At 66.5% G+C, this 22,985-nt stretch carries 16 protein-coding genes and 1 other RNA gene; 9 read left to right on the forward strand and 8 right to left on the reverse strand.

Annotated elements, in window-relative coordinates:
* The first annotated feature begins 3 nt into the window (after window positions 1-3).
* The gene (locus DGN21_RS16045) at window positions 4-2,124 is read left to right on the forward strand and encodes a TonB-dependent receptor (RefSeq protein ID WP_252374670.1); all 2,121 of its coding nucleotides are present in this window, start codon (window positions 4-6) and stop codon (window positions 2,122-2,124) included.
* Window positions 2,125-2,704: 580 nt separating this feature from the next.
* Entirely contained in the window at window positions 2,705-3,775 is a 1,071-nt protein-coding gene (locus tag DGN21_RS16050) for an aldo/keto reductase (RefSeq protein ID WP_184550709.1), read from the forward strand.
* Window positions 3,776-3,881: 106 nt separating this feature from the next.
* On the opposite strand, the gene DGN21_RS16055 is transcribed toward DGN21_RS16050, so the two are convergent.
* From DGN21_RS16055 to DGN21_RS16070, 4 genes are all read right to left on the reverse strand, one after another.
* Window positions 3,882-4,520, reverse strand: coding sequence for a response regulator transcription factor (locus tag DGN21_RS16055; RefSeq protein ID WP_024938967.1), 639 nt, complete (start codon window positions 4,518-4,520; stop codon window positions 3,882-3,884).
* A 192-nt stretch (window positions 4,521-4,712) separates the two neighbouring features.
* Entirely contained in the window at window positions 4,713-5,762 is a 1,050-nt protein-coding gene (locus DGN21_RS16060; protein WP_047124705.1) for an ABC transporter substrate-binding protein, read from the reverse strand.
* Window positions 5,762-7,147, reverse strand: a complete 1,386-nt coding sequence (locus DGN21_RS16065) for a sensor histidine kinase (protein ID WP_102251304.1) — start codon at window positions 7,145-7,147, stop codon at window positions 5,762-5,764. The genes DGN21_RS16060 and DGN21_RS16065 overlap by 1 nt, the downstream gene beginning before the upstream one ends.
* Window positions 7,140-7,841: a response regulator gene (locus DGN21_RS16070; protein ID WP_016904741.1), complete on the reverse strand. Its 702-nt coding sequence runs from the start codon at window positions 7,839-7,841 to the stop codon at window positions 7,140-7,142. Before DGN21_RS16070 ends, DGN21_RS16065 begins: the two co-directional genes overlap by 8 nt.
* A 243-nt stretch (window positions 7,842-8,084) precedes the next feature.
* On the opposite strand from DGN21_RS16070, the gene DGN21_RS16075 reads away from it, so the two are divergent.
* The 4 genes from DGN21_RS16075 (at window position 8,085) to DGN21_RS16090 (ending at window position 13,044) form a co-directional block, all read left to right on the forward strand.
* Complete coding sequence (locus DGN21_RS16075; RefSeq protein WP_054591301.1) at window positions 8,085-9,278, forward strand: OprO/OprP family phosphate-selective porin; 1,194 nt, start codon at window positions 8,085-8,087, stop codon at window positions 9,276-9,278.
* Between the two features lie 102 nt (window positions 9,279-9,380).
* Window positions 9,381-10,709, forward strand: a complete 1,329-nt coding sequence (locus DGN21_RS16080) for a CitMHS family transporter (RefSeq protein ID WP_065032384.1) — start codon at window positions 9,381-9,383, stop codon at window positions 10,707-10,709.
* 183 nt (window positions 10,710-10,892) lie between these two features.
* Window positions 10,893-11,633: an acetoacetyl-CoA reductase gene (gene phbB / locus DGN21_RS16085; RefSeq protein ID WP_024938962.1), complete on the forward strand. Its 741-nt coding sequence runs from the start codon at window positions 10,893-10,895 to the stop codon at window positions 11,631-11,633.
* Window positions 11,634-12,012: 379 nt separating this feature from the next.
* Window positions 12,013-13,044: a LacI family DNA-binding transcriptional regulator gene (locus DGN21_RS16090; RefSeq protein ID WP_024938961.1), complete on the forward strand. Its 1,032-nt coding sequence runs from the start codon at window positions 12,013-12,015 to the stop codon at window positions 13,042-13,044.
* Window positions 13,045-13,181: 137 nt separating this feature from the next.
* On the opposite strand, the gene DGN21_RS16095 is transcribed toward DGN21_RS16090, so the two are convergent.
* Window positions 13,182-14,501: an MFS transporter gene (locus tag DGN21_RS16095; RefSeq protein ID WP_184550707.1), complete on the reverse strand. Its 1,320-nt coding sequence runs from the start codon at window positions 14,499-14,501 to the stop codon at window positions 13,182-13,184.
* A 267-nt stretch (window positions 14,502-14,768) separates the two neighbouring features.
* Here DGN21_RS16095 and DGN21_RS16100 point away from each other — a divergent pair, with 267 nt between their 5' ends.
* From DGN21_RS16100 to DGN21_RS16110, 3 genes are all read left to right on the forward strand, one after another.
* On the forward strand, window positions 14,769-17,225 hold the full coding sequence (locus DGN21_RS16100; RefSeq protein ID WP_184550705.1) for a TonB-dependent receptor: 2,457 nt from the start codon (window positions 14,769-14,771) through the stop codon (window positions 17,223-17,225).
* Between the two features lie 34 nt (window positions 17,226-17,259).
* Window positions 17,260-19,179, forward strand: coding sequence for an alpha-amylase family protein (locus DGN21_RS16105; RefSeq protein ID WP_126966894.1), 1,920 nt, complete (start codon window positions 17,260-17,262; stop codon window positions 19,177-19,179).
* Window positions 19,180-19,513: 334 nt separating this feature from the next.
* Window positions 19,514-19,590: non-coding RNA, sX9 sRNA (locus tag DGN21_RS16110), on the forward strand.
* A gap of 67 nt (window positions 19,591-19,657) precedes the next feature.
* Here the strand turns inward: DGN21_RS16110 and DGN21_RS16115 are convergent.
* The 3 genes from DGN21_RS16115 to rsgA all read right to left on the reverse strand — a co-directional run bounded on the left by DGN21_RS16115 (window position 19,658) and on the right by rsgA (window position 22,929).
* On the reverse strand, window positions 19,658-20,338 hold the full coding sequence (locus DGN21_RS16115; protein WP_126966895.1) for a type 1 glutamine amidotransferase domain-containing protein: 681 nt from the start codon (window positions 20,336-20,338) through the stop codon (window positions 19,658-19,660).
* Window positions 20,339-20,575: 237 nt separating this feature from the next.
* Window positions 20,576-21,838, reverse strand: coding sequence for a flavohemoglobin expression-modulating QEGLA motif protein (locus DGN21_RS16120; RefSeq protein WP_102580743.1), 1,263 nt, complete (start codon window positions 21,836-21,838; stop codon window positions 20,576-20,578).
* On the reverse strand, window positions 21,838-22,929 hold the full coding sequence (rsgA, locus tag DGN21_RS16125) for a ribosome small subunit-dependent GTPase A (protein WP_016904297.1): 1,092 nt from the start codon (window positions 22,927-22,929) through the stop codon (window positions 21,838-21,840). Before rsgA ends, DGN21_RS16120 begins: the two co-directional genes overlap by 1 nt.
* Window positions 22,930-22,985: the final 56 nt, after the last annotated feature.

The following is a 22,985-nucleotide window of genomic DNA, read 5'->3' on the forward strand; positions in this document are numbered from 1 at the left end:
CCGATGAAGTCTCCCGTCTCCGGATCGGCCGGCATGCCGTTCGTTGCCACCCTCTGCCTGCTCGCCTCTGCCACCGCGTCCGCGCAATCGGACGTCACCGACACGCTGGACACCGTGGTGGTTGCCGCCTCGCGCTCCAACATGACCGTGGCCGAATCGCCGCAGACGGTGTTGATCATCGACAAGGCGCAGATCCAGCAGCAGCTGACGATCTCCAGCAACTCCTCCGACGTGCTCGCCAACCTGATCCCCTCGTACACGCCCAGCCGCGGCAAGATGAATGGCAGCGGCGAAACCCTGCGCGGGCGCACGCCGCTGATCCTGATCGACGGCGTGCCGCAGTCCAATCCGATCCGCCCCACCGGGCGCGAAGCGCACACCATCGACTATGCGATGGTCGAGCGCATCGAAGTCATCCAGGGCGCCAACGCCATCAACGGCCTGGGCGCCACCGGCGGCACCATCAACATCATCACCCGGCGCCCGCAGGACGGCTCGTTGAACCAGCACATCGACGTGCAGGCCACCGCACCTACCTCCGAAACGCGTGCGGAAACCAGCAGCGTCGAGACCCGCTACCGCGTGGACGGCCGCTCGGACAGGCTGGATTACCTGTTCTCGGCCAGCTACAGCGACCAGGGCCTGTATGTGGATGGACAAGGCCGGCCGATCGGCGCCGACAACACCCAGGGCGACCTGATGACGTCCAAGAGCTACGACGTGCTGGCCAAGCTCGGCTACGCGCTCACCGACACCCAGCGCCTGAGCGTCAGCGTCAACCGCTACCGCATCAAGAACGACAACGACTACATCGGCGTCGCCGGCAACCGCGCGCAAGGCCTGCCCACCAGCTCGGTGCGCGGCACCCCGCAGGGCACCGCGCCCTGGAACGATGTGCTGACCTCCAGCCTGTCGTACACCCATGACGATCTGGCCGGCATGCAGCTGAGCGCGATGGTGTTCAACCAGGAATTCGAAGGGCTGTTCGGTGCCGACAACTCGTCCACGTTTCAGGACCCGCGCATCGCCCCGGTCGGCACCTTGTACGACCAATCGCGTTCGGTCGCCTCCAAGTGGGGCAGCAAGATCAGCCTGACCAGGGACGACCTGCTCGACAGCCGGCTCAAGCTCACCGGCGGCGTCGACCTGCTGGCCGACACCGGCAAGCAGGATCTGTACGGCACCGGGCGCACCTATGTGCCCGAGTCGGACTACCGCAATCTGTCGCTGTTCGTGCAAGGCGAATACAAGCTGCTGCCCACGCTGACCCTGCACGCCGGCGTGCGCCGCGAAGAAGCCGAGTTGCAGATCGACAGCTACCAGACACTGTGGCGCTACAACCGGGTCGCTGTCGAAGGCGGCACGCTCGACTTCAACCAGACCCTCTACAACACCGGCCTGGTCTACACGCCGCTCGAGGGTGTGAGCTTTTTCACCAGCTATTCCGAAGGCTTTGGCATGCCGGACGTGGGCCGCGTGCTACGCGCGATCAACACGCCGGGCACGCGCGTGGCCAGCCTGAGCACGCTGGAGCCGATCCTGACCAAGAGCGTGGAAGCGGGCACCCGCCTCACGCGCGGCGCCTTCGACGCGGACCTGAGCTACTTCCAGTCCAACTCGGACCTGGGCACGCGCGTGGTGCCGATCAACGGCGCCTTCATGATGAGCCGCGAAAAGACCCGCGTGCAGGGCGTGGACGCCAGCCTGGGCTATCGCCTGGATGCGGCACATCGCTTGCGCCTGTCCTACGCCTACACCCGCGGCCGCTACGACAGCAATAACGATGGGCAGTTGGACGCACGCCTGGATGGGCTCAACGTGGCACCCAATCGGGTGATTGCCTCGTGGTCGACGCAGTGGACGCCGAAGCTCTCCTCGTTCGTGCAGGCCCAGCATGCCTTCAGCCAATCCTTCGACGAGGCCGACAAGCGCTTCAGTGGCTACACGCTGGTGGATGCGACCTTCAACTACGCGTTGCCGCATGGTGCAGTGCGCATGGGTGTGTCCAACCTGTTCGACAAGCAGTACATCACCTACTACTCGCAATCGGCCCTGGTCGAACCGCTGCGCTACTTCGCCGGGCGCGGCCGCACCATCACGCTGGGGTATTCGCTGGATTTCTGATGGCGTGGCGTGATTGTCAGCAGCGCGCGGGATACGCCTGTGCACGCGTGCTGCTGCGCATGGATGCCGATTCGTTGCGTCATTTAGATGCAATCAACAGCCTAGGCGGTCGAGGGCGCGGTGCCCTCGCCGCTTGCGGGACACGCCGTGAATCCGTCCGTGGAGGCTCGGTGGCGGCATCCATGCCGCCACACGGTCCCGCAAGCGGCAAGGACACCGCACAAACAGTTTGCTGGCTGTTTTATTGAAAGCCATGCGCACCAATCAACTCGACTGGTCCTTGCCGGCCCCACCGTCGCGGGACCTTACGCGGCATGGATGCCGCGTAAGAGCCTACACGGACGTACTTACGGCGTGTCCCGCGAGGGTGGGCGGGCAAGGGCCCTGCAACGAAGTCGCAGACATCAGCGTCTTGGTCGCTCGATCGCCTCCCAGTAGCGCGCATTCCTGCGTGACGATGCCGAGGTGACGATCCGGACGATCGGGCAAGGATGCCGGATCACCAGGCTCACGCAGGCCCGGCGGCCCGCGGCACAGTGCATCGCAACGCGCACAACGCCACTACCGGGAGACACACCGCATGAGTCAGAAACTGTCGCTGGACCACTATCGCCTGCTTGGCCGCTCCGGCCTGCGCGTCTCGCCGCTGTCGCTGGGCACCATGACCTTCGGCGAAGACTGGGGCTGGGGCGCGGACGCGGACGAAGCCAGGCGCATCTTCGATGCGTATGCAGACCGCGGCGGCAATTTCATCGACACCGCAGTCAACTACACCAACGGCGGCTCCGAGCGCATCCTCGGCGCGCTGCTCAAGCACCGCCGCGAGCGCTTCGTGCTGGCCACCAAGTTCACCATGGCGCGCGATCCGGACAACATCAACGCCGGTGGCAACCATCGTCTCAACCTGATCCGCTCGGTGGAGACCAGCCTTCGCCAGCTCGACACCGACCGCATCGACCTGCTGTACCTGCACGCCTGGGATTTCACCACCTCGCCGGAGGAGGTGATGCGCGGGCTGGAGCATCTGGTGCAATCGGGCAAGGTGCTCTATCTCGGCATCTGCAACACCCCGGCCTGGCGGGTGGCGCAGTTGCAGACACTGGCCGACCTGCGTGGCTGGTCGCCGCTGGTGGCGCTGCAGATCGAATACAGCCTGGTCGAGCGCAGCGTCGAACACGAGCTGCTGCCGATGGCACGCGAGCTGGGCCTGGGCGTGCTGCCATGGTCGCCGCTGGGCGGTGGCATCCTGACCGGCAAGTACAGCCGCGCCGATCTCTCCGACGACAACGCGGCCGAGGTCTCGACCAGCCGCAAGGGCGTGATCGCCTCGACCGGGCATCTCAATGCACGCTCGCTGGAGATCGCCGATGCGGTCGGTGCGGTCGCCGAAGAACTGGGTGCCTCGCGCTCGCAGGTGGCACTGGCCTGGACCTTGCGCAATCCGGCCGTGGTCTCGCCGGTGATGGGCGCGCGCACGCTGCAGCAGGCCGAGGACAACTTCGGTGCGCTGGAAATCGTCTTGAGCGATGAACACCTGGCTCGGCTGGATCGGATCAGCGCGCTGGCGCCGATCTTCCCGGAACGCTTTATCGGCCGGCCGATGGCGCAGCAGCTCATCTACGGGACGCACAAGCTGCAGCTGCGCAGCTGACCAGAGCGGAGTGCAGATGGGCAAGAATCTGCGCGCCACCGCTGCACCGCGCCTGCTCGCCGCAATCCGGCGCTGACCGGACTCCGCAAGGCGTTTGCCGGAGCGATCAGCCCTCGCCTTCCGGCTCCAGCGCCTTGACCAGCACTGCCGCCTGCGTGCGACTGTAGCAATCCAGCTTCTTCAGGATCGCGGTGACGTGCACCTTGACGGTGTTCTCGGCCAGCCCGAGTTCGTGCGCGATCTGCTTGTTGAGCAGGCCATCGGCCAGGCTCAGCAGCACGCGGAACTGTTGCGGGGTGAGCTGGGCGAGCTTGGAGGCCAGTTGCGCGTCGGCCTCCGAGCGCTCGGCGGTCATCGGCGGGAACCAGGTGCCGCCCTCCAGCACGCTGGCCACCGCAGTGCCGATCGATTCGGCCGGGGTGGATTTGGGAATGAAGCCGGCCGCGCCGAACTGCTGCGCGCGCCGGATCACGCGTGGGTGATCGTTGGAGGAGATCACCACCACCGGGATGTCCGGATGCTCGCCACGCACGTGCAACAGCGCAGAGAAGCCGCGTGCGCCCGGCATCGCCAGGTCCAGCAGCACCAGCTCGGCCTGTGGGTGCGAGCGCAGCATCGCGCTCAGCGTGGCGGCGCTGGAGGCCTCCACCACATCGGCCTGCGGCAGGGTCTGCTGCAGCACATGGATCACGGCGGCACGGAACAACGGGTGGTCGTCGGCGACGAGGATGGTGAGATCGGCCATGCGCCAAGTCTGGCACATGGCTGTGTCGGTTTCCCGCGTCAGGACATCCATCCCCGCCTCGCTGCGCGGGCATCCGGCCTGCCGGGCAGCCAGCATGGGCGTGGAAACCCCCGCGTCCACGCCCTGCACGCCAAGGCCGGCAGCGCGCGCCGCGCCGGCATGCAGCCGTTCGCGCAGCTCGTCAGCGCTCGCCTAGCGCGGCGGCTGCGTGCTGGCCCGCCAGGCATCCAGGAACTGCCGCCGTTTGAGCTTGTCCAGATACACCAGCAGGCCGGGGCCGAGCGGGATTGGCCGGAACGGCGGCTGCGCCGGGCCGCCACGGCCGCCGGCGGCAGGCAGGATCGGCATCAGCCGCGCCTCGCGCGAGAGCACCTGCTGGCCGCGTGGCGAGAGCAGGTAATCCAGGAACCTGCGCGCCTCCGGCGCATGCGGTGCTGTCCTGGGGATCACCGCAGTGCGCAACGCCACCAGCGTGTAGTCCTGCGGCTGTACGATGCCCAGCGGCGCGCCGGCGTCGATGCGCGTCTGCGCGTAGGAGCCGAGCACGTTGTAGGCCAGCAGCAGCTCGCCACGGCTGACGCGGTCGAGCAAGGTGCCGGTGCGTTCTTCCAGCCTGACCTGGTTGGCCCCCAACGCGGCCAGCAACGCGCCGGCAATACTGCCAACCTGCCCATCCTGGGTGGCGAACAGATAGCCCACGCCGCTGCGCTCGACATCGTAGGTGCCAACCCGGCCGCGTAGCGGCGCGTCGGGCGCGCGCAGCAAGGCCAGCAGCTGCCGGCGCGTGCGCGGCACCCGCGCGGCGGCCAGCTTGCGTGTGTTGTAGACGATCGCCACCGGCTCGTAGCTGATGCCGAACACTTCGTGCCGCCACTGCGCCCACGCCGGCAGCGCTTCGGTCTGCGCGGAGCGATGCGCGAGCGCGTGGCCGTCGTTCACCAGCTTGGTCTGCAGGTCCATGCTGGCGCTGATCAGCATGTCGGCGGCAGCCGTGGCCTTGCCCGGATGCAGATAGCGCTCGTAGATGTCCCAGGCGATCACGTCCTCGTAGATCACCTCGGTGCCCGGATGCAGGCGCTGGTAGTCCTGGATGACCGCGCCGAACACTTCCAGATCGGTGGAGCCTTGCACGCGTAATTGCGCCTGTTTCGGGCCGTGCGCAGGAAACACCCGCACATCGCCGGGCGCGGCACGCGCAACAACCGGCGCCAGCAAGACCACCATCAGCAACAGCACGCGCATCACCGCGTCCCTCCAGGAAAATGCAACGAGGCGATCAGCCCACCGCCGACGCGGTTGCTCAGATCGATGCGCCCGCCGTGCGCTTCGACCACGCGCTTGACGATGGCCAGCCCCAGCCCCGCGCCGCCGGCCGGTGCATCCGGCCCGCGGACGAAACGCTCGAACACGCGCTCGGCTTCGGCGGCGGGAATGCCGGGGCCGTGATCGGCGATGGTCAGCACGTGATGGCTGCCGTCGCTGGTGAGCGCCACCTGCAACGGCGCCCCGGCACCGTATTTGCAGGCGTTGTCGATCAGGTTCTTCAGCGCCTCGCGCAGCAGCAGTGCATCGCCGCGCACCAGTGCCGGTTGCGGGTCGATCGCCAGGTGCACGCGCGGTGCGCCGTCGCTGCGCGGCAAGGCCTCGTGCAAGGCCTGGTGCAGCACTTCGGCCAGGTCCACGGTGGCAAAGCGCTGCAGGTTGGCGCGGTGGATCACGCTGGCGTCGCTGAGCAATTGATTGAGCAGCCGGCTCATATGGCTGGCATTGCGCTCGATCGCCACCAGGCTGCGTTGCATCTCGCGCGGGTCGTCGTCGTCCATCGCCAGCTGCGCCTGCGCGCGCAAGGCGGCCAGCGGCGTGCGCATCTGGTGCGCGGCTTCGGCCATGAAGGCGCGCAGGGTTTCGTTGCTGGACGACAGCCGCGCCATGAAGCGGTTGAGCGCGGTCACCATCAACTGCATTTCCTGCGGCGCCGGCACGCTGAGCGGTTTCAGGTCGGAGGGCTCGCGCCGCGACAGGTCGCGCTCGATACGCTGCAACGGGCGCAGGGCGCGATACACGCCCAGCCACACCAGGCCCAGGGCGAGCAGCGACAGCACGCCGATCGCCACCAGCGCGTTGAGCACCACATCGCGTGCCACCGCATCGCGGGCGCGCCGGGTCTGACCGACCTGCACGCGCACCTCGCCCTGCCCGGAGGCCGATGCCACCCGATGCATCACCACCGCAAAGCGCACCGGCTCGCCGCTGTAGTCGGCATCGAACAGCACCGGGCGCTCGTCGCCGGGCGCGCGTGCCGGCAACGGCAAGCTCTCTTCGCCGGTGATGGTGCGGCCTTGCGCATCGAACACGCGGTAGAACACGCGGTCTTCCGGTGCCATGCCGAGCAGGTCCAGCGAGGCATACGGCAGGTCCACCTGCCAGTCGCCGCCGACCAGCGCCACGCTGTCGACGATGGACAGGGCCGAGGACACCAGCAGGTGGTCGTAGGAGCGGTTGGCGGCCCGCTCGCCATAGTCGCGTGCGGCAAAGAACAGCACCACCGCGCCCAGCACCGACAGGCTGCCCAGATACAGCAGCAAGGTGCGCCGGATCGACGGTGCCACCATGCGCGGCTCAGCCATCGACGCCCGGCTCCACCGGCGCATGCGGATCGGCTTCTTCGAGCTTGTAGCCGGCGCCGCGCACGGTGACGATGCGCAACGGCGCGCCCGCCAGCTTGCGACGCAGGCGGCCGACATACAGCTCAATCGCATTCGGCCCGGCATCGTCGTCGAAACCGAACAAGCCGTTGCCGATCTCGTCCTTGCCCACCACATGGCCCAGGCGCCCGATCAGGATCTCGAACAGGCGGTATTCGCGATTGGGCAACTCGATCGGCACCCCGTCCAGCACCAGCGTGTGCGCGGCGTTGTCGAACACGAACCCGCCGATCTGCACCACCTCGCTGGCCTGCCCGCGGTTGCGCCGCAGCAGCACCCGGCAACGCGCCTCGAACTCGCGGAAATCGAACGGCTTGCCCAGGTAGTCATCGGCCCCGACATCCAGCGCCTGCACGCGGTCTTCGATGCCATCGCGCGCGGTCAGCATCAGCACCGGCGTGGTATCGCCACGCTCGCGCATCCCGGCCAGCACGCGCAGTCCATCCAGCTTGGGCAGGCCGATATCCAGCACCACCAGATCGAAGCTCTGATAGCGCAGCACACTCGCCGCCGCCAGGCCATCGGACTGCCAATCCACCGCATGCCCGCTACGGCGCATGCGCCGCACGATGGCATCGGCGAGATCGGCGTTGTCTTCGACTAGCAGCAGGCGCATGGGCGGGGATTGGGGAGTCGGGATTGGGGATTCGCAAAGGCAATGCTCTCGCGGCCGGAAGGTAACAGGCCACGCAAACAAAAGCTTCTTTGGCTCTTGCCAATCCCCAATCCCGACTCCCCAATCCCCACCCAAACGACAGGTCCATGACAGCTTCACCGGACTAGGCTGCTGCCAACGCGCCGCAGCGTGCTTGTGCGGTGCATCGCTGAACGTGATTCACACATGTACCTGGGAGGGTCTGTGAGCAACGACACCTTGCGTCTGCGCGTCTTCACCACCTGCGCCGCGCTGTGCCTGGCACCGGCCGCGCATGCGGCCGACGGCGACGGCCCGGTCACCGCCGAGGTGGGTGGGCGCGTGCACTGGGACTTCACCGTGTTCGACAACGACGAACGCGGCACGCCCGAGCGCAACGACACCCAGTTCCGCCGCGTGTGGCTGGATGTGGCCGGCAAGTTCTACGGTTTCACCTACAAGGCCGAGGCGGAATTTGCCGGCCTGCAATACGAGTCCGGCAGCCGCGGCATCCTGGCGCGCGATGTGTACATCGCCAAGAAGTTTTCCGCCGGTACGCTGACCGTGGGCCAGTTCAAGCAGTACTTCTCGCTGGACGATCGCACCGGCTCCAACTACGGCCCGTTCCTGGAACGTGGCTATGCCTCCACCACACTGGCGCCGATCTATCGCAAGGCGATCTCCTGGCAGGCCAATCGCCCCGATGCGACCTGGTCCACCGCGGCCTACAGCCTGGAAAGCATCGACAATTCCTCGACCAAGGGCGGCGCGCTCGGCACGCGGCTGACCTTCGCACCGGAGATGGGCGAGGCACGGCTGCGCCACCTGGGCGTGTCGCTGGCGCACGAGCGCTATTCGCATCCGGGCAGCGGCGGCGCGGCGTCCCTGCTGATCCGTCCACGTCCCGAAAACGATCTGGCCAACAACAGCCGCATCACCCTGGCGCGCTTTGCCGATGGCCGCGATACCGATTTCGACAAATGGTCGCTGGAATACGCCGAAGTGCTGGGCCCGTGGTCGTGGCAGAGCGAATTCAGCGGCGGCCTGCTCGACGACGGCTCCCAGCATGCCAAGGTGTTGGCCAGCTACGGCCTGGTCAGCTGGTTCGTCACCGGCGAGTCGCGCGGCTACGACCGCAAGACCGGGCGTTTCAGCCGGATCAAGACGCCCAATCGCCCCTCCGGCGCGTTCGAGCTGGCCTTGCGTTACGACTACATGCGCGGCGATCAGCATCTGGATGGCCAACCCGACTTCATCAATGCCAGCACGCAGTCGTGGACGCTGGGCGGCAACTGGTATTTCAAGCCGAACCTGCGCGTGATGCTCAATGTGATCGACAGCCGCAACCGCGACCGCATGGCCGATGCGGTGGTCGATCACACGCTGGCGGTGACCGGCCGCTTCCAGTACGACTTCTGACCGTTTGCCTGACCTTCGCATGATGCGTCACCGCTGCCGCAATGCACCCGCCGCCGCGCGCTCCACTCTCCCCCTGCTGTACGCCTCAAAGGATTTGCCCGCATGCTGACCGCGCTCGGTTTCGGAATGGTGATCACCTTCATGTACCTGATCATGAGCAAGCGGCTGTCGCCGCTGGTGGCTCTGATCACGGTACCGATCGTGTTCGCGCTGCTGGGCGGCTTCGGCACCGGCATCAACGAGATGATGCTCGACGGCATCAAGAAGATCGCGCCCACCGGCGTGATGCTGATGTTCGCCATCCTCTACTTCGGCGTGATGATCGATGCCGGCCTGTTCGATCCGCTGGTCGGCCGCATCCTGCGCCTGGTCAAGGGCGATCCGCTGAAGATCGTCATGGGCACGGCGATCCTGGCAATGTTGATCTCGCTCGACGGCGATGGCTCCACCACCTACATGATCACCGTGTCGGCGATGCTGCCGCTGTACCAGCGCCTGGGCATGAACGCGCTCAACCTCACCTGCGTGACCATCCTGGCCAGCGGCGTGATGAACCTGACCCCGTGGGGCGGCCCCACCGCGCGTGCCGCCACCGCCCTGCATGTGGATCCGGCCGATGTATTCGTGCCGCTGGTGCCGGCGATGGCGATCGCAATCGCCGGCATCCTCACGCTGGCCTGGTATCTGGGCATGCGCGAACGGCGCCGCCTGGGCGTGGTGCGCCTGCCGGCCGACGGCAACTGGCTGGACACCAGCATCCCCGAGGAAAGCGATGCACTGCCGCGCGTGGAAGACACCGAGGACATGAAGCGGCCCAAGCTGCTGTGGGTGAACCTGCTCCTGACCCTGGCGCTGATGGCCGCGCTGGTGGTCGGCGTGCTGCCGATGCCGGTGCTGTTCATGATCGGCTTTGCGCTGGCACTGATGATCAACTACCCCAACCTGGCCGAGCAGCGCCGTCGCCTGGTCAATCACGCCGGCAATGTGCTGTCGGTGGTGTCGCTGATCTTCGCCGCCGGCATCTTCACCGGCATCCTGTCCAACACCGGCATGGTCGAAGCGATGTCGCGCAGCTTCCTGGCGGTGATCCCGGACAGCTGGGGCCCGTATCTGGCAGTGATCACCGCGATCGTCAGCATGCCGTTTACGTTCTTCATGTCCAACGACGCGTTCTACTTCGGCGTGCTGCCGATCCTGTCCGAGGCCGCCGGCCACTACGGCATCACTCCGGTGGAAATGGCGCGCGCCTCGCTGGCCGGGCAACCGGTGCATCTGCTCAGCCCGCTGGTGCCATCGACCTATCTGCTGGTCGGCCTGGCCAAGGTCGACTTCGCCGACCATCAACGCTTCACGCTGAAGTGGGCAGTGCTGATCTCCCTGCTGATGTTGGCGGGCGGGTTGTTGTTTGGCCTGTTTCCGTTGGCGCGCTGATCGCGCGCCGGGAATGGGGAATCGGGAGTGGGGAATCGTAAGGGCGGCACTGTGCTGTCATGTCGATTCCTGAGTTCCACATGGCGAACAGAAGCCGCAAAAGCGGCTCCTGCTCTACCAATTCCCCAATCCCGATTCCCCAATCCCGATTCCCCATTCCCAAACTCCGAAGGAGTTCAAGCAATGACACTTCGCATCGCATACGTCACCAGTGGCATGGGCAGTGTGGGTACCGCGATCTGCCAGAAGCTGGCGCGCAGCGGGCATACCGTGGTCGCCGGTTGCGGGCCCAATTCGCCGCGCAAGACCTCCTGGCTGCGCGAACAGCGCGAGCAGGGGTTCGAGTTCGTCGCCTCCGAAGGCAATGCCGCCGATTGGGATTCCACCGTGGCCGCGTTCGCCAAGGTCAAGGCCGAGGTCGGCGAGATCGATGTGCTGGTCAACAACGCCGGCGGTAGTCGCGACACCTTGTTCCGGCAGATGAGCCGCGACGACTGGAACGCGGTGATCGCCAGCAACCTGCATTCCCTGTTCAACATTACCAAGCAGGTGGTCGACGGCATGACCGCGCGCGGCTGGGGACGCATCGTCAACATCGGCTCGGTCAGTGCGCACAAGGGCCAGATCGGGCAGATCAATTTCGCCACCGCCAAGGCGGCGATGCATGGCTTCAGCCGCGCCCTGGCGCAGGAAGTGGCCTCGCGCGGGGTCACCGTCAACACCATCTCGCCGGGCTATATCGCCAGCGCCTCGATCAGCAGTTTCCCACCCGACGTGCTCGACCGCCTGGCCACCTCGGTGCCGATCCGCCGGCTCGGCAAACCGGCCGAAGTCGCCGGGCTGTGCGCCTGGCTCGCCTCCGATGAGGCCGCCTACGTGACCGGCGCCGACTATGCAGTCAACGGCGGTCTGTACATGGGTTGAGAGCCGCTGGCAGAACGGAGCGAGCAATCGTCAGCTCGATACAGACGGCGCGTCCGAGCAGGACTGTGCGGAGGAGACAAGCGGTTCCAGCGCCGAGCGCGCCGGCCGGGCGGTGAGCGCAGTCCTTGCTAGTGGCGGTGAAGCATCACCGCTCTGACGCAGCACTGCTCTGATGCTTGACTGCTCTGAAGCCTCATTCCCCTGAAGCCTCACCGCTCCACCCCCCGCTAGTCGTGGCCGCTGTCATGCACGCCACCTGCCGCTTGCATGCAGGTGCGTGATTGCGTTTGACCAGCGCGCACAAGCGGGCGCCACTACGTCGATCAACCCGCCTCCAGCGCGAACTGATTACACTCGGCGTTTTCCGCACTGCGCTGACATGGCCAAACCTTCAGAACGCGCCACGCCGGGTGCCCGCCCGCAGATGGCCGACATCGCCCGCATGGCGGGCGTGTCCGAATCCACCGTGTCGCGTGCCCTGGCCGGCAGCCCGGTGGTGGCCGAGCGGACGCGTGCGTACATCAAGCAGATTGCCGCCGATGCCGGCTACCAGGTCGATCCGATCGCGCGCAGCCTGCGCGCCAAACGCTCCAACACGGTGAGCGTGGCGGTGCCGATGATGCATGCGCTGGACCAGCCGCTGTCGGACCCCTTCATGATGACGATGCTGGCGCTGCTGGCCGAGGAACTGACCGGGCGTGGCTACAGCATGCTGCTGTCCAAGCTCGACCGGCATCAGGACGGGTGGGTGGAACAACTCGCACGCGGCAGCCGCTCCGATGGCGTGATCGTGCTGGGGCAAAGTTCCGAACATGCCGCGCTGGACGAAGCCGCGCGCGATGGCCTGCCGATGGCGGTCTGGGGCAGCCGCATCGACGGGCAGTCGTATATCAGCGTGGGCAGCGACAATTTCCAGGGCGGCGCGCTGGCCACCGAACATCTGATTGCCAGCGGCCGTCGCCGCATCGCCTTTCTCGGCGACGACCAGTTACCCGAGGTTGCACCGCGCTTTGCCGGCTATCGCCATGCGCTGCAGCGGCACGGGCTGGAGTTCGATACGCGCCTGCATGCGCGCAGCCACTTCCTCAGCGAAGACGCCTACCGCCTCACCCGCGCCATGCTCAAGAAGACCGATCCGCCGGACGGGTTGTTCGCCGCCTCCGATGTGATTGCGGTCGGCGCGATCCGCGCCCTGGTCGAAGCCGGGCATCGCGTGCCGCAGGACATCTCGCTGGTGGGCTTCGACGATATTCCGCTGGCCGCCTACAGCCAACCGCCGTTGACCACGGTGCGGCAGGACCTGGGCCTGGCCGCGCGCCTGCTGGTGGACCGGCTGCTGGCGTTGATCGGCGGCGAGGCGGTGGAGTCGGTGGAAATGCCGGTGAAATTAGTGGTGCGTGAGTCGGCTTGAGGCCGGGATTGGGGATTGGGGATTGGGGAATCGTAAGAGCGGGCGTGTTGGTGTGCGGCGCGTAACTGCGCGCTGCTGCCGGCGTGATCGCGGTCGGTTGTTTCAGTACGCAGCGACACAGACGTAACGCGTCGCGGTTACACCACTGCTGCCTTGGGCTTGCGCACGCGTACGCATAGCATCGCCACTGCGGCGGCCAGCATCAGTGCGCCGGCCAGGCGGATCACGTTGCGCGGGTCGCCGTGCAACAGCCACTCGTAGTACAGCGGCAAGGTGACGATCTGGATCAGCATGGGCAGCACGATGAACAGGTTGAACAGGCCCATGTACACACCGGTGCGCTCGGGCGGAATGCTGTCGGCCAGCATCAGGTACGGGTTGCCCATCATGCTGGCCCAGGCGAGCCCGATGCCGATCATCGGCAGCAGCATCAGCCAGCGGTCCTGGATACCCGGCAACACCCACATGCCCGCACCGGCCGCGACCAGGCAGGCCGCATGCGTGTACTTGGGGCCGATGCGGCGCACCACCGGCACCATCGCAAACGCGGCCAGAAACGCGACGAAGTTATAAAACCCGCCGATCTGCCCATTGACCAGGCCGGCCTGGCGGAAACCATGCGAGTCGGCTTCGGTGGTGCCGAACAAGCTGGTCGATAGCGACAGCACGATGTACTGCCAGTAGCAGAAGATCGCATACCACTGGAACAGCATTACCGGCGCGAGCTGGCGCATGGTCGGCGGCATTGCGCGCAGGGCGCCGTAGATTTCGCGCACTGTGGCGCCCAGGCCGGCACCGGTCTGGCGCATCCGCGCGATCTCTGCCGGCGCAAGCACCGGCTCGCGCACGCTACGCGCGGTGAGCAGGATCGAGGCCGCAGAAAATCCCGCACCGATCACGAAGGCGGCGATGGTGACATAGGGAATGTGGTGCGCATTGGCGGCGTCCTGGTTCATGCCCATCCACACCAGCAACGGCGGGGTGAGATAGGCCAGCGTCTGCGCAAGCCCGGTGAACGCGCTTTGGGTGAGATAGCCCAGCGGCCGCTGCGGTGGCGCCAGCACATCGCTGACCAGCGCACGGTATGGCTCCATCGCCACGTTGTTGGCCGCATCCAGGATCCACAGCAGGCACACCGCCATCCATAGCGCAGTGCTGAACGGCATCGCCAGCAGGCACAGGCTGCACACCAGCGCGCCCAGCACCATGTACGGCATGCGCCGGCCCCAGCGGGTGACCGAGCGGTCGCTCCACGCGCCGACGAACGGCTGCAGTACCAGCCCGGTGATCGGCCCGGCCAGCCACAGGTACGGCAGGCTCGCGTGATCGGCGCCCAGATAGTTGTAGATCGGGCTCATGTTGCTCTGCTGCAGGCCAAAGCTGTATTGCACGCCGAAGAAGCCGGCGTTGAGCGCCAGGATGCGCGCGAAGGAGAACGGAGTAGCGGTCGACGACATGCAGAACCCTGGGCATCGGTGCGGCTCCCAGTGGCCGCAGCGCACTGTACCCTGCCGTCTTTGCAATCGATTGTAACGCTGCGCCGCAACACGTTTCCGCTTGTCAAAACATGAGCGAGCGAGCCGAAAAATGATGCTGCAGCGCAAGATTGCAATCGATTGTATTGAGGCGTATTACTGCGCTCGCACTGCAGGCCACACGGCCACTCCCTGGGAGGGGACGATGCAGGCGTCGGCACACCACCATCCGTGAGAGAGAGAACCGCAATGTCCACCTTGCACACCCTGCGCCTGCATGCCCTGGCCTGCGCGGTCGTCTCCTGCCTGTGCGCGCCTGCCGCGCTGGCGCAGGACGCGACCACGGCCGCACCCGTCACCCCGCCGGCCGCCGACAGCGCCGCGGTCAATCTGGATTCGGTATTCGTCACCGGCACCTCCACCGCCACCACCAAGTTAAAGTCCAGCGTGTCGGTCAGCACCGTGGGCGCCGAGGCGATCGAACAGTCGGCGCCGCGCAGCACCGCCGAGATCTTCCGCAACATCCCCGGCATCCGCTCCGAATCCAGCGGTGGCGAAGGCAATGCCAACATCGCCGTGCGCGGCCTGCCGGTCGCCTCCGGCGGCGCCAAGTTCCTGCAGCTGCAGGAGGACGGCCTGCCGGTGATGGAATTCGGCGATATCGCCTTCGGCAACTCGGACATCTTCCTGCGCTCGGATTTCACCCTGGACCGCATCGAAGCCATCCGCGGCGGCTCGGCATCGACGTTCACCAGCAACGCGCCCGGCGGCATCATCAACTTCATCAGCAAGACCGGCGACACCGCAGGCGGCAGCGTCGGCGTGAGCCGCGGCCTGGATTACGACAACACCCGCGTGGACTTCGACTACGGCGCGCCGTTCGCGGAAAACTGGCAGTTCAACATCGGCGGCTTCTTCCGCCAGGGCGATGGCGTGCGCGATGCCGGTTACACCACCGACAAGGGCGGCCAGCTCAAGGCCAACCTGACCCGGCTGTTCGAGAACGGCTACGTGCGTGTCTACGGCAAATACCTCAACGATCGCGCCGCCGGTTATCTGCCGGTGCCGACCTCCGTGCGTGGCCGCGACGGCTCGCCAGACCTGGGTGGCTTTGCCGGCTTCGATCCGGGCAACGACACCTTGTACAGCCGCAACTTCCGCACCGATGTCGGCCTGGACGGCAACAACCAGCCGCGCCGCACCGACCTGGGCGACGGCATGCACCCGATCTCGCGCACCATCGGCGCCGAGGCCTGGTTCGACCTGGGCAGCGGCTGGAACCTGAGCGAGAAGTTCCGCATCGCCGACAACAGCGGCCGCTTCGTCAGCCCATTCCCGGCCGAGGTCACCGATGCCGCCACGCTGGCCGCGTCCATCGGCGGCGCCGGCGCGCAACTGGTGCAGGCCAGCGGCCCGGACGCCGGCCAGGCCTACACCGGCAACGCGATCCGCACGCATCTGTTCAACGTGGCGATCAACGACCTGGGCAACGTCACCAACGACCTCAGCGTCTCGCGCGAGTTCGGCGGCGACGGCCGCACGCTCAACCTGCGCATGGGCTATTACACCTCGCGCCAGACCATCGACATGGACTGGACCTGGAACTCCTACGTGCAGAGCCTGGGCCGCGATTCGCGCCTGCTCAACGTGGTCGATGCCGGCGGCGTGTCGCGCTCGCAAAATGGCCTGTATGCGTACGGCACCCCGTTCTGGGGCGATTGCTGCATCACCCGCAGCTACGACGTGCGCTACGACGTCAACGCGCCGTACGTCGCACTGACCTTCGACAGCGGCAAGTTCAGCATCGACGGCAGCCTGCGTTACGACATGGGCGATGCACGCGGCAGCTATGCCGGCACCGCGATCGCGCAGAACCTGGACGTCAACGGCGATGGCGTGATCCAGCCGGTGGAACAGCGCGTGGCCACGGTCGATACCGCCAACGCACGGCCGGTGGATTACGACTGGAACTACCTGTCGTATTCGCTGGGCAGCAACTACCTGATCAACGAGGACCTGGGCGCGTTCGCGCGCATCAGCCGCGGCGCACGCGCCAATGCCGACCGCCTGCTGTTCGGCGTGGTCCGCGACGACGGCTCGGTCTCCTCCGATGAAGGCGTCAACGTGGTCCGCCAGGCCGAAGCCGGCCTGAAGTGGCGCCGCGACGGCCTGAGCCTGTTCGCCACCGCGTTCTCGGCGCGCACCGAGGAACAGAACTTCGAAGTCACCAGCCAGCGTTTCTTCAACCGCAGCTACGAGGCGCACGGCGTGGAGCTGGAAGCCAGCTACCGCTACGAAGGCTTCACCGTCAACGGCGGCCTGACCTGGACCGATGCGGAGATTTCCAAGGACCAGATCACTCCGGAAAACACCGGCAACGTGCCGCGTCGCCAGGCCGATGTGGTGTGGCAGTTGACACCCAGCTATCGCGGCGACGGCTACCAGTTCGGCATCAACCTGATCGGCACCACCGATGCCTATACCCAGGATTCCAATCAGCTGAAGATGCCGGGCTATACGCAGGTGAACCTGTTCGGCGACTACCGCGTGACCGACGCACTCACCGTCGCGCTCAACGTCAACAACCTGTTCAACACCTTCGGCCTGACCGAGGCCGAGGAAGCCAGCATCCCGGCCAATGGCATCATCCGCGCGCGCTCGATTGCCGGCCGCACCACCAGCATCAGCCTGCGTTACGACTTCTAAGGACCCCTCGCCGGGTTCGTCCCGGCGCTTGCCAATGAGCACCTCCCCCACCGATTTCTCTGCATTGCGCGCGGCCTTTGCCGCGCCCCTGGATGCGCAGCGTGCGAGCGCGCTGTTGCCGCGCTTCGACCGGCATGCGCCGCGTCTGCTCGATGCCCTGCACGCCTTGTACGGCACACGTCCCGACACTGCATCCTGGTTGACGCAGTGGCTGAGTGCGTTGGGCAGCCACGCACAGCAGCGCCCGCAGGCGCTGCAACAGCTGGACGTCACGCGCCAGCCCGGCTGGTTCGGCGAGCAGCACATGCTGGGCTACAGCGCCTACGTGGACCGCTTCGCCGGCACGCTACAGGGCGTGGCCGAACGCGTGCCGTATCTGCAGGAACTGGGTGTGCGCTATCTGCACCTGCTGCCGTTTCTGCGCGCACGCGCCGGGGATAACGATGGTGGCTTTGCGGTCAGCGATTATGGCCAGGTGGAGCCGAGCCTGGGCAGCAACGACGATCTCGTCGCACTGACCACACGCCTGCGCGAGGCCGGCATCAGCCTGTGCGCGGATTTCGTGCTCAACCATACCGCCGACGATCACGCCTGGGCGCAGGCGGCGCGGGCCGGCGATGCGCGCTATCTCGACTACTACCATCACTTCGCCGATCGCACGCAGCCCGACCAGTACGAAGCCACGCTGGGGCAGGTCTTCCCGCATACCGCACCCGGCAACTTCACCTGGGTGGACGCCACCGGCCAGTGGATGTGGACCACGTTCTATCCCTATCAGTGGGATCTGAACTGGAGCAACCCGGCGGTGTTCGGCGAGATGGCGCTGGCGATGCTGCAGCTGGCCAACCTGGGTGTGGAAGCCTTCCGTCTGGATTCCACCGCGTATCTGTGGAAGCGCACCGGCACCGACTGCATGAATCAACCCGAGGCGCATACCTTGCTGGTAGCGCTGCGCGCGGTCACCGACATCGTTGCGCCGTCGGTGGTGATGAAGGCCGAAGCCATCGTGCCGATGACGCAATTGCCGCCCTACTTCGGCAGCGGTGCGGACCAGGGCCACGAATGCCACCTGGCCTATCACAGCACGCTGATGGCGGCCGGCTGGTCGGCGCTGGCGCTGCAACGCGGCGACATCCTGCACAACGTCATCGCGCATAGCCCGCCCTTGCCGGCCAACTGCGCCTGGCTGAGCTATGTGCGCTGCCACGACGATATCGGCTGGAACGTGCTGCAACACGAAGCCGCCGGCAACGCCGCGCAGCCGCCATTCGCACTGCGCGATGTCGCGCGCTTCTATGCCAACGAGGTGCCGGGCAGCTACGCGCGTGGCGAGAGCTTCCAGAGCAGTGGCGACGGCGTGCACGGCACCAACGGCATGGCCGCGGCACTGGCCGGGATCCAGGCCGCACAGGCATCGGGCGATACGGCGGCGTTGCGCATGGCGGTGGATCGGCTGGTGTTGCTCTATGCCATCGCGCTGGCGATGCCGGGCGTGCCGTTGATCTACATGGGCGACGAACTCGCACTGCCCAACGACGGCAGCTACCGCGACGATCCGCAGCGTCGGCACGAAGGTCGCTGGTTGCATCGCCCGGCGATGGATTGGCAGCTTGCAACGCAGCGCGAAGATGCAGCCAGCCTGAGCGGCACAGTGTATCGCCGGCTACGTGGATTGATCCGGCAACGTGCCGCGCTGCCCGCACTGGCCGCCGATCAGGCGCTGGGCAGCCTTGCACTGGGCGATCCGCGCCTGTTTGCATTGACGCGTGGCGATCGCTTCCTGGCCGTGCACAACTTCGGCGAAGAACTGTTGACGGTGGAGCTTGACGCGCTCGGAGATGGCCGATGGAAGGTGGTGGCAGATGGCGGCGAGACAGCTGCCGAATCTCTGGGCGATGACATGCGGCTGGTGCTGCCGGCGTATGCAGTGCGCTGGCTGGAGCGTATTGCTTGAACGCGATGGTGCAGGTTTGTCGCGCACCTGCAGGGCGGACGATCTGTGGCTAGGACGGACGATCTGTGGCCTGGCAGCCGGGCCCTTGCCCGCCCACCCTCGCAGGACACGCCGCAAGTACGTCCGTTTAGGCTCTTACGCGGCATCCATGCCGCGTAAGGTCCCGCGACGGTGGGCGGGCAAGGGCTAGTCACCATGGTCGGTGCGCCTGGTTGCGAGCACCGGATTGCGTCCGATTCTTAGGATGCTGCGGCGCTCTGGCAGCGGACGACGAAGGACGCCAAAAACTGCTGCGCTCACCATCAGACGAGTGCGGCCGCCGCTCGGCCCCGATATGTACCACGCATACACCCCGGTCCCTCCGCGACGTCCGCACCTTAGCTGACGACTACTTGCTCCGTTTTGTTGGCCGCTCCAAATCAAACGTCGCGATATCTTCCGGTGGCCGTCCAGGCATCACCAGACGACAACTGCAGAATCAGCGCTTCGACAACTCAAGCAACGCCTCGGCAGCCTTCTCCGACGAAGCCGGGTTCTGGCCGGTGACCAGCAAGCCATCGGTGACCACATGCACGCCCCAGTCGGCGCCCTTCTCGTAGCGGCCGCCAAGTTCGGTCAGCACGTCTTCGACCAGGAACGGCACGATCTTGGTCAGGCCCACGCCCTCTTCTTCGCTGTTGGTGAAGCCGGTGACGCGGCGGCCGTTGACCAACGGCTTGCCATCGCTGCCCTTGACCCGACGCAGCGCGCCCGGTGCGTGGCACACCAGGCCGTGCGGCTTGTTGGCCGCGGCAAACGCTTCAATCAGCGCAATCGAATCCGCGTCTTCGGCCAGATCCCACAAAGGGCCATGGCCACCCGGGTAGAACACCGCATCGAAGTCAGCGGCCTTGACGTCCGCCAGGCGCTGCGTACTAGCCAATGCTTTCTGCGCGTCGGTGTCCTGCTTGAAGCGCTTGGTGGCCTCGGTCTGTGCATCGGGCTCGTCGCTCTTGGGGTCCAGCGGCGGCTGGCCACCCTTGGGCGAGACCAGGGTGATGTCTGCGCCTGCATCCTTGAACACGTAATACGGCGCGGCAAATTCCTCCAGCCAGAAGCCGGTCTTCTTGCCGGTATCGCCGAGTTGGTCGTGGGAAGTGAGCACCATCAGGATTTTCATCGTATCGCCTCGTGTCATGGCCCATCTCGGGCAAGGCGAACAGTGTCCGGTGCAGTCCGTTGCAGCATCGTGTAGAACGCGTCGGCACGATGCTTACCGTTCAGCGCCTTGCAGTGGAAGCAATGCACTGCCAGGCACGTGTCAGGCGCTGCGCGGTATTGCCCGACTCGCGCCCACGGCAGCTTCGCCGCGCCGCCGCGCTGGCGCAATAACTGCGCGCAAGTTGCGCGGCAGGCTTCAGACGTTCATCGCCGGTGGCTGCAGCTGATCCATGCGGATGCGATTGGCGAACAACGAAAACGCCAGCATGCCGGCCAGGCCGCTGACCCGGCTCACCCACGGCGGCAACCAGCGCGGGGCGACCAGCACGCCGCTGTCGAACAAGGGCGCAAGGCGCGCCACGTCGCCCAGGGCCATCTTGCCGGCGAACAGGTAACGGCACAGCTGCAGCTGATCGCGCTGCAGTGCATGCCGGAAGAAGGTGTGCACCGCCACCAGCCCGCGCAGGTACACCGTGTCCTTGGTGAAGGCACCGCCGCCGGAGGTCGGCACGCCGCGGAATACGCGCTGCGCCGAGGAAAAGCTTTCCGCCGCGCTCTGCCCGCCTGCGGTGAAATAGCGGAACACCTCGATGAAGTCCGCACCCGAGCGCGCCATCGCGATCGCCTCGATACGCAGGCTGATGCGCTTCATGCGTTCGATATCGATGCTGCCGGTGATCTGCTCGGCAAATGTCGCCAGGCCTTCCTGGGTCGCGGTGGTCCGCGGCGAGGAAATGCCCAGGCTGGGCAGGTGCACCTGCGCGCGCCCGTTGAGCGCGGTCAGCGAATGCACCAGCGCCTCGTGATGGAACAGCTGCGCGCGGTCGTAATCGCTGAAGGTGGCACCGCTGCGCAGGCGGATGCGATGCGCGCCGGCCGCCGCCTTGGCCAGCAGATCCGGATCCAGCGTGACGGTGATGACGCGCCCTTCGAAGAAGGCGTCCAGATCGTTCTGCAGCTGCATGCGCAGGGCGGTTGCCGAGACCGGCACCTGTTCTTCCGGCGCCAGCAGTTCGCGGTCCAGCTCCTGCGCGATCTGGATGAAGTGCCGCGCTGCCTCGCGCGTGCTCGGGCCGTTGCCCGGCATCGGGTCGTCGGGCACGCCGAACAGCTGCGCCGAGTAATCGCTGACTGCGGGAGTGCCCAGCGATTCCAGCAGGCCGGCGGCCAGGCCCCAGCTATGCGTCGAGTCGATCAGGTAGGCGCCCAGCGGGTGATGCGGATCGGCCTGCTTGGCAATGGCCGCCAACTCGCGCCGGGTATCGCCGAAATCCAGTCGCGGATACTCCACCTGCGGCAGCTCCGGCTGCCCACGTGCCACGCTCTGCAGGAACGGCTCCTGCAGCGAGCGCGGCCAGCTGGCCAGCGCGAGCAGGCGCACGCCGCGCACGGCCTTGACCAGGCGCGCATCCAGCGCCGCATGGTGGACGATGTCCGGCGGCCCCTTGCGCAACGGCATCAGCGGCGTCCGTTGCGGTCGACGCTGGCAGGCCGCCGGCCCGATCCCTTGCCCCGGTTGTTCTGCGCCAGGCGTGTGGCAAGCTTTTCGGCCGCTGCGGCCACTTCCACGCGCAGCTTCATGTAATTGGCCACCCGCTCCGGATCCAGCGTATCGGCCTCGATCGCCGCACGCACCGCACAACCGGGCTCGGCGATATGCGCGCAATCGTTGAAGCGGCACTGCGCCGCCAACGCTTCCACATCGGAGAAGCCGCCCTCGGCCAGATCCTCTTCGCCGGTGGGCTTGAGCTCGCGCATGCCGGGCGTATCGATCAGGCAGGCACCGGACGGCAACGGAATCAAGGCGCGATGGGTGGTGGTATGCCGGCCGCGCGAATCGTTCTCGCGCACCGCATTGGTCTTCATCTTCTGCGACCCGAGCAGGGTATTGGTCAGCGTCGACTTGCCGGCACCGGACGAGCCCACCAGCACCGCGGTACGGCCATCGCCCAGCCACGGCCGCAGCGCCGCCACGCTGTCCGGATCCTTGGCGTTGACCGCGCGCAACGGGATGTTCTGCGCTTCCAGTTCCTCCAGCACGGCCAATGCATCCTCGGCGTATTCGGTCTGGTCGGCCTTGGTCAGCACCACTACCGGCTCGGCACCGCCGCCGCCGACCAGCAGCAGATAGCGTTCGATGCGGCGCGGATTGAAGTCCGCATCCAGCCCGCACACGATGAACACCGTATCGATGTTGGCCGCGATCACCTGCTGGTGGTAATGCTCGCCGGCCGCACCGCGCTTGATCGAGGTGCGCCGCGGCAGCAAGGCCACGATGCGCTTGCCCTCCATCAGCACCCAATCGCCCACCGACGCCCGCTCATGGCTGGGAAACCGCGGCCGCTGCCACTCCGGCAACGACTCGGCCTTGAGACCGGCCTCCGGCGTATCGGCCACCACATAACCGGTGCGGTGCTGCTCCACCACCCGCGCCGGCAACGCCTGCGGATGCGCGGCAAAGAGCGCCTGCCAGGCCGGATCCTCGGCAGGGCCAGGCCAGGGCCAGCCAATGGACTGGAGGGTGGGGTAATCGGGGGGTGCGTTGCTCATGGGGCGATTCTAGAGGGTATGGTGGGTTTTGCCACGTTTGCTCAATACGCTTGCCG

The sequence above is a fragment of the Xanthomonas sp. MLO165 genome, assembly GCF_018831305.1.
Taxonomy (GTDB): domain Bacteria; phylum Pseudomonadota; class Gammaproteobacteria; order Xanthomonadales; family Xanthomonadaceae; genus Xanthomonas; species Xanthomonas arboricola.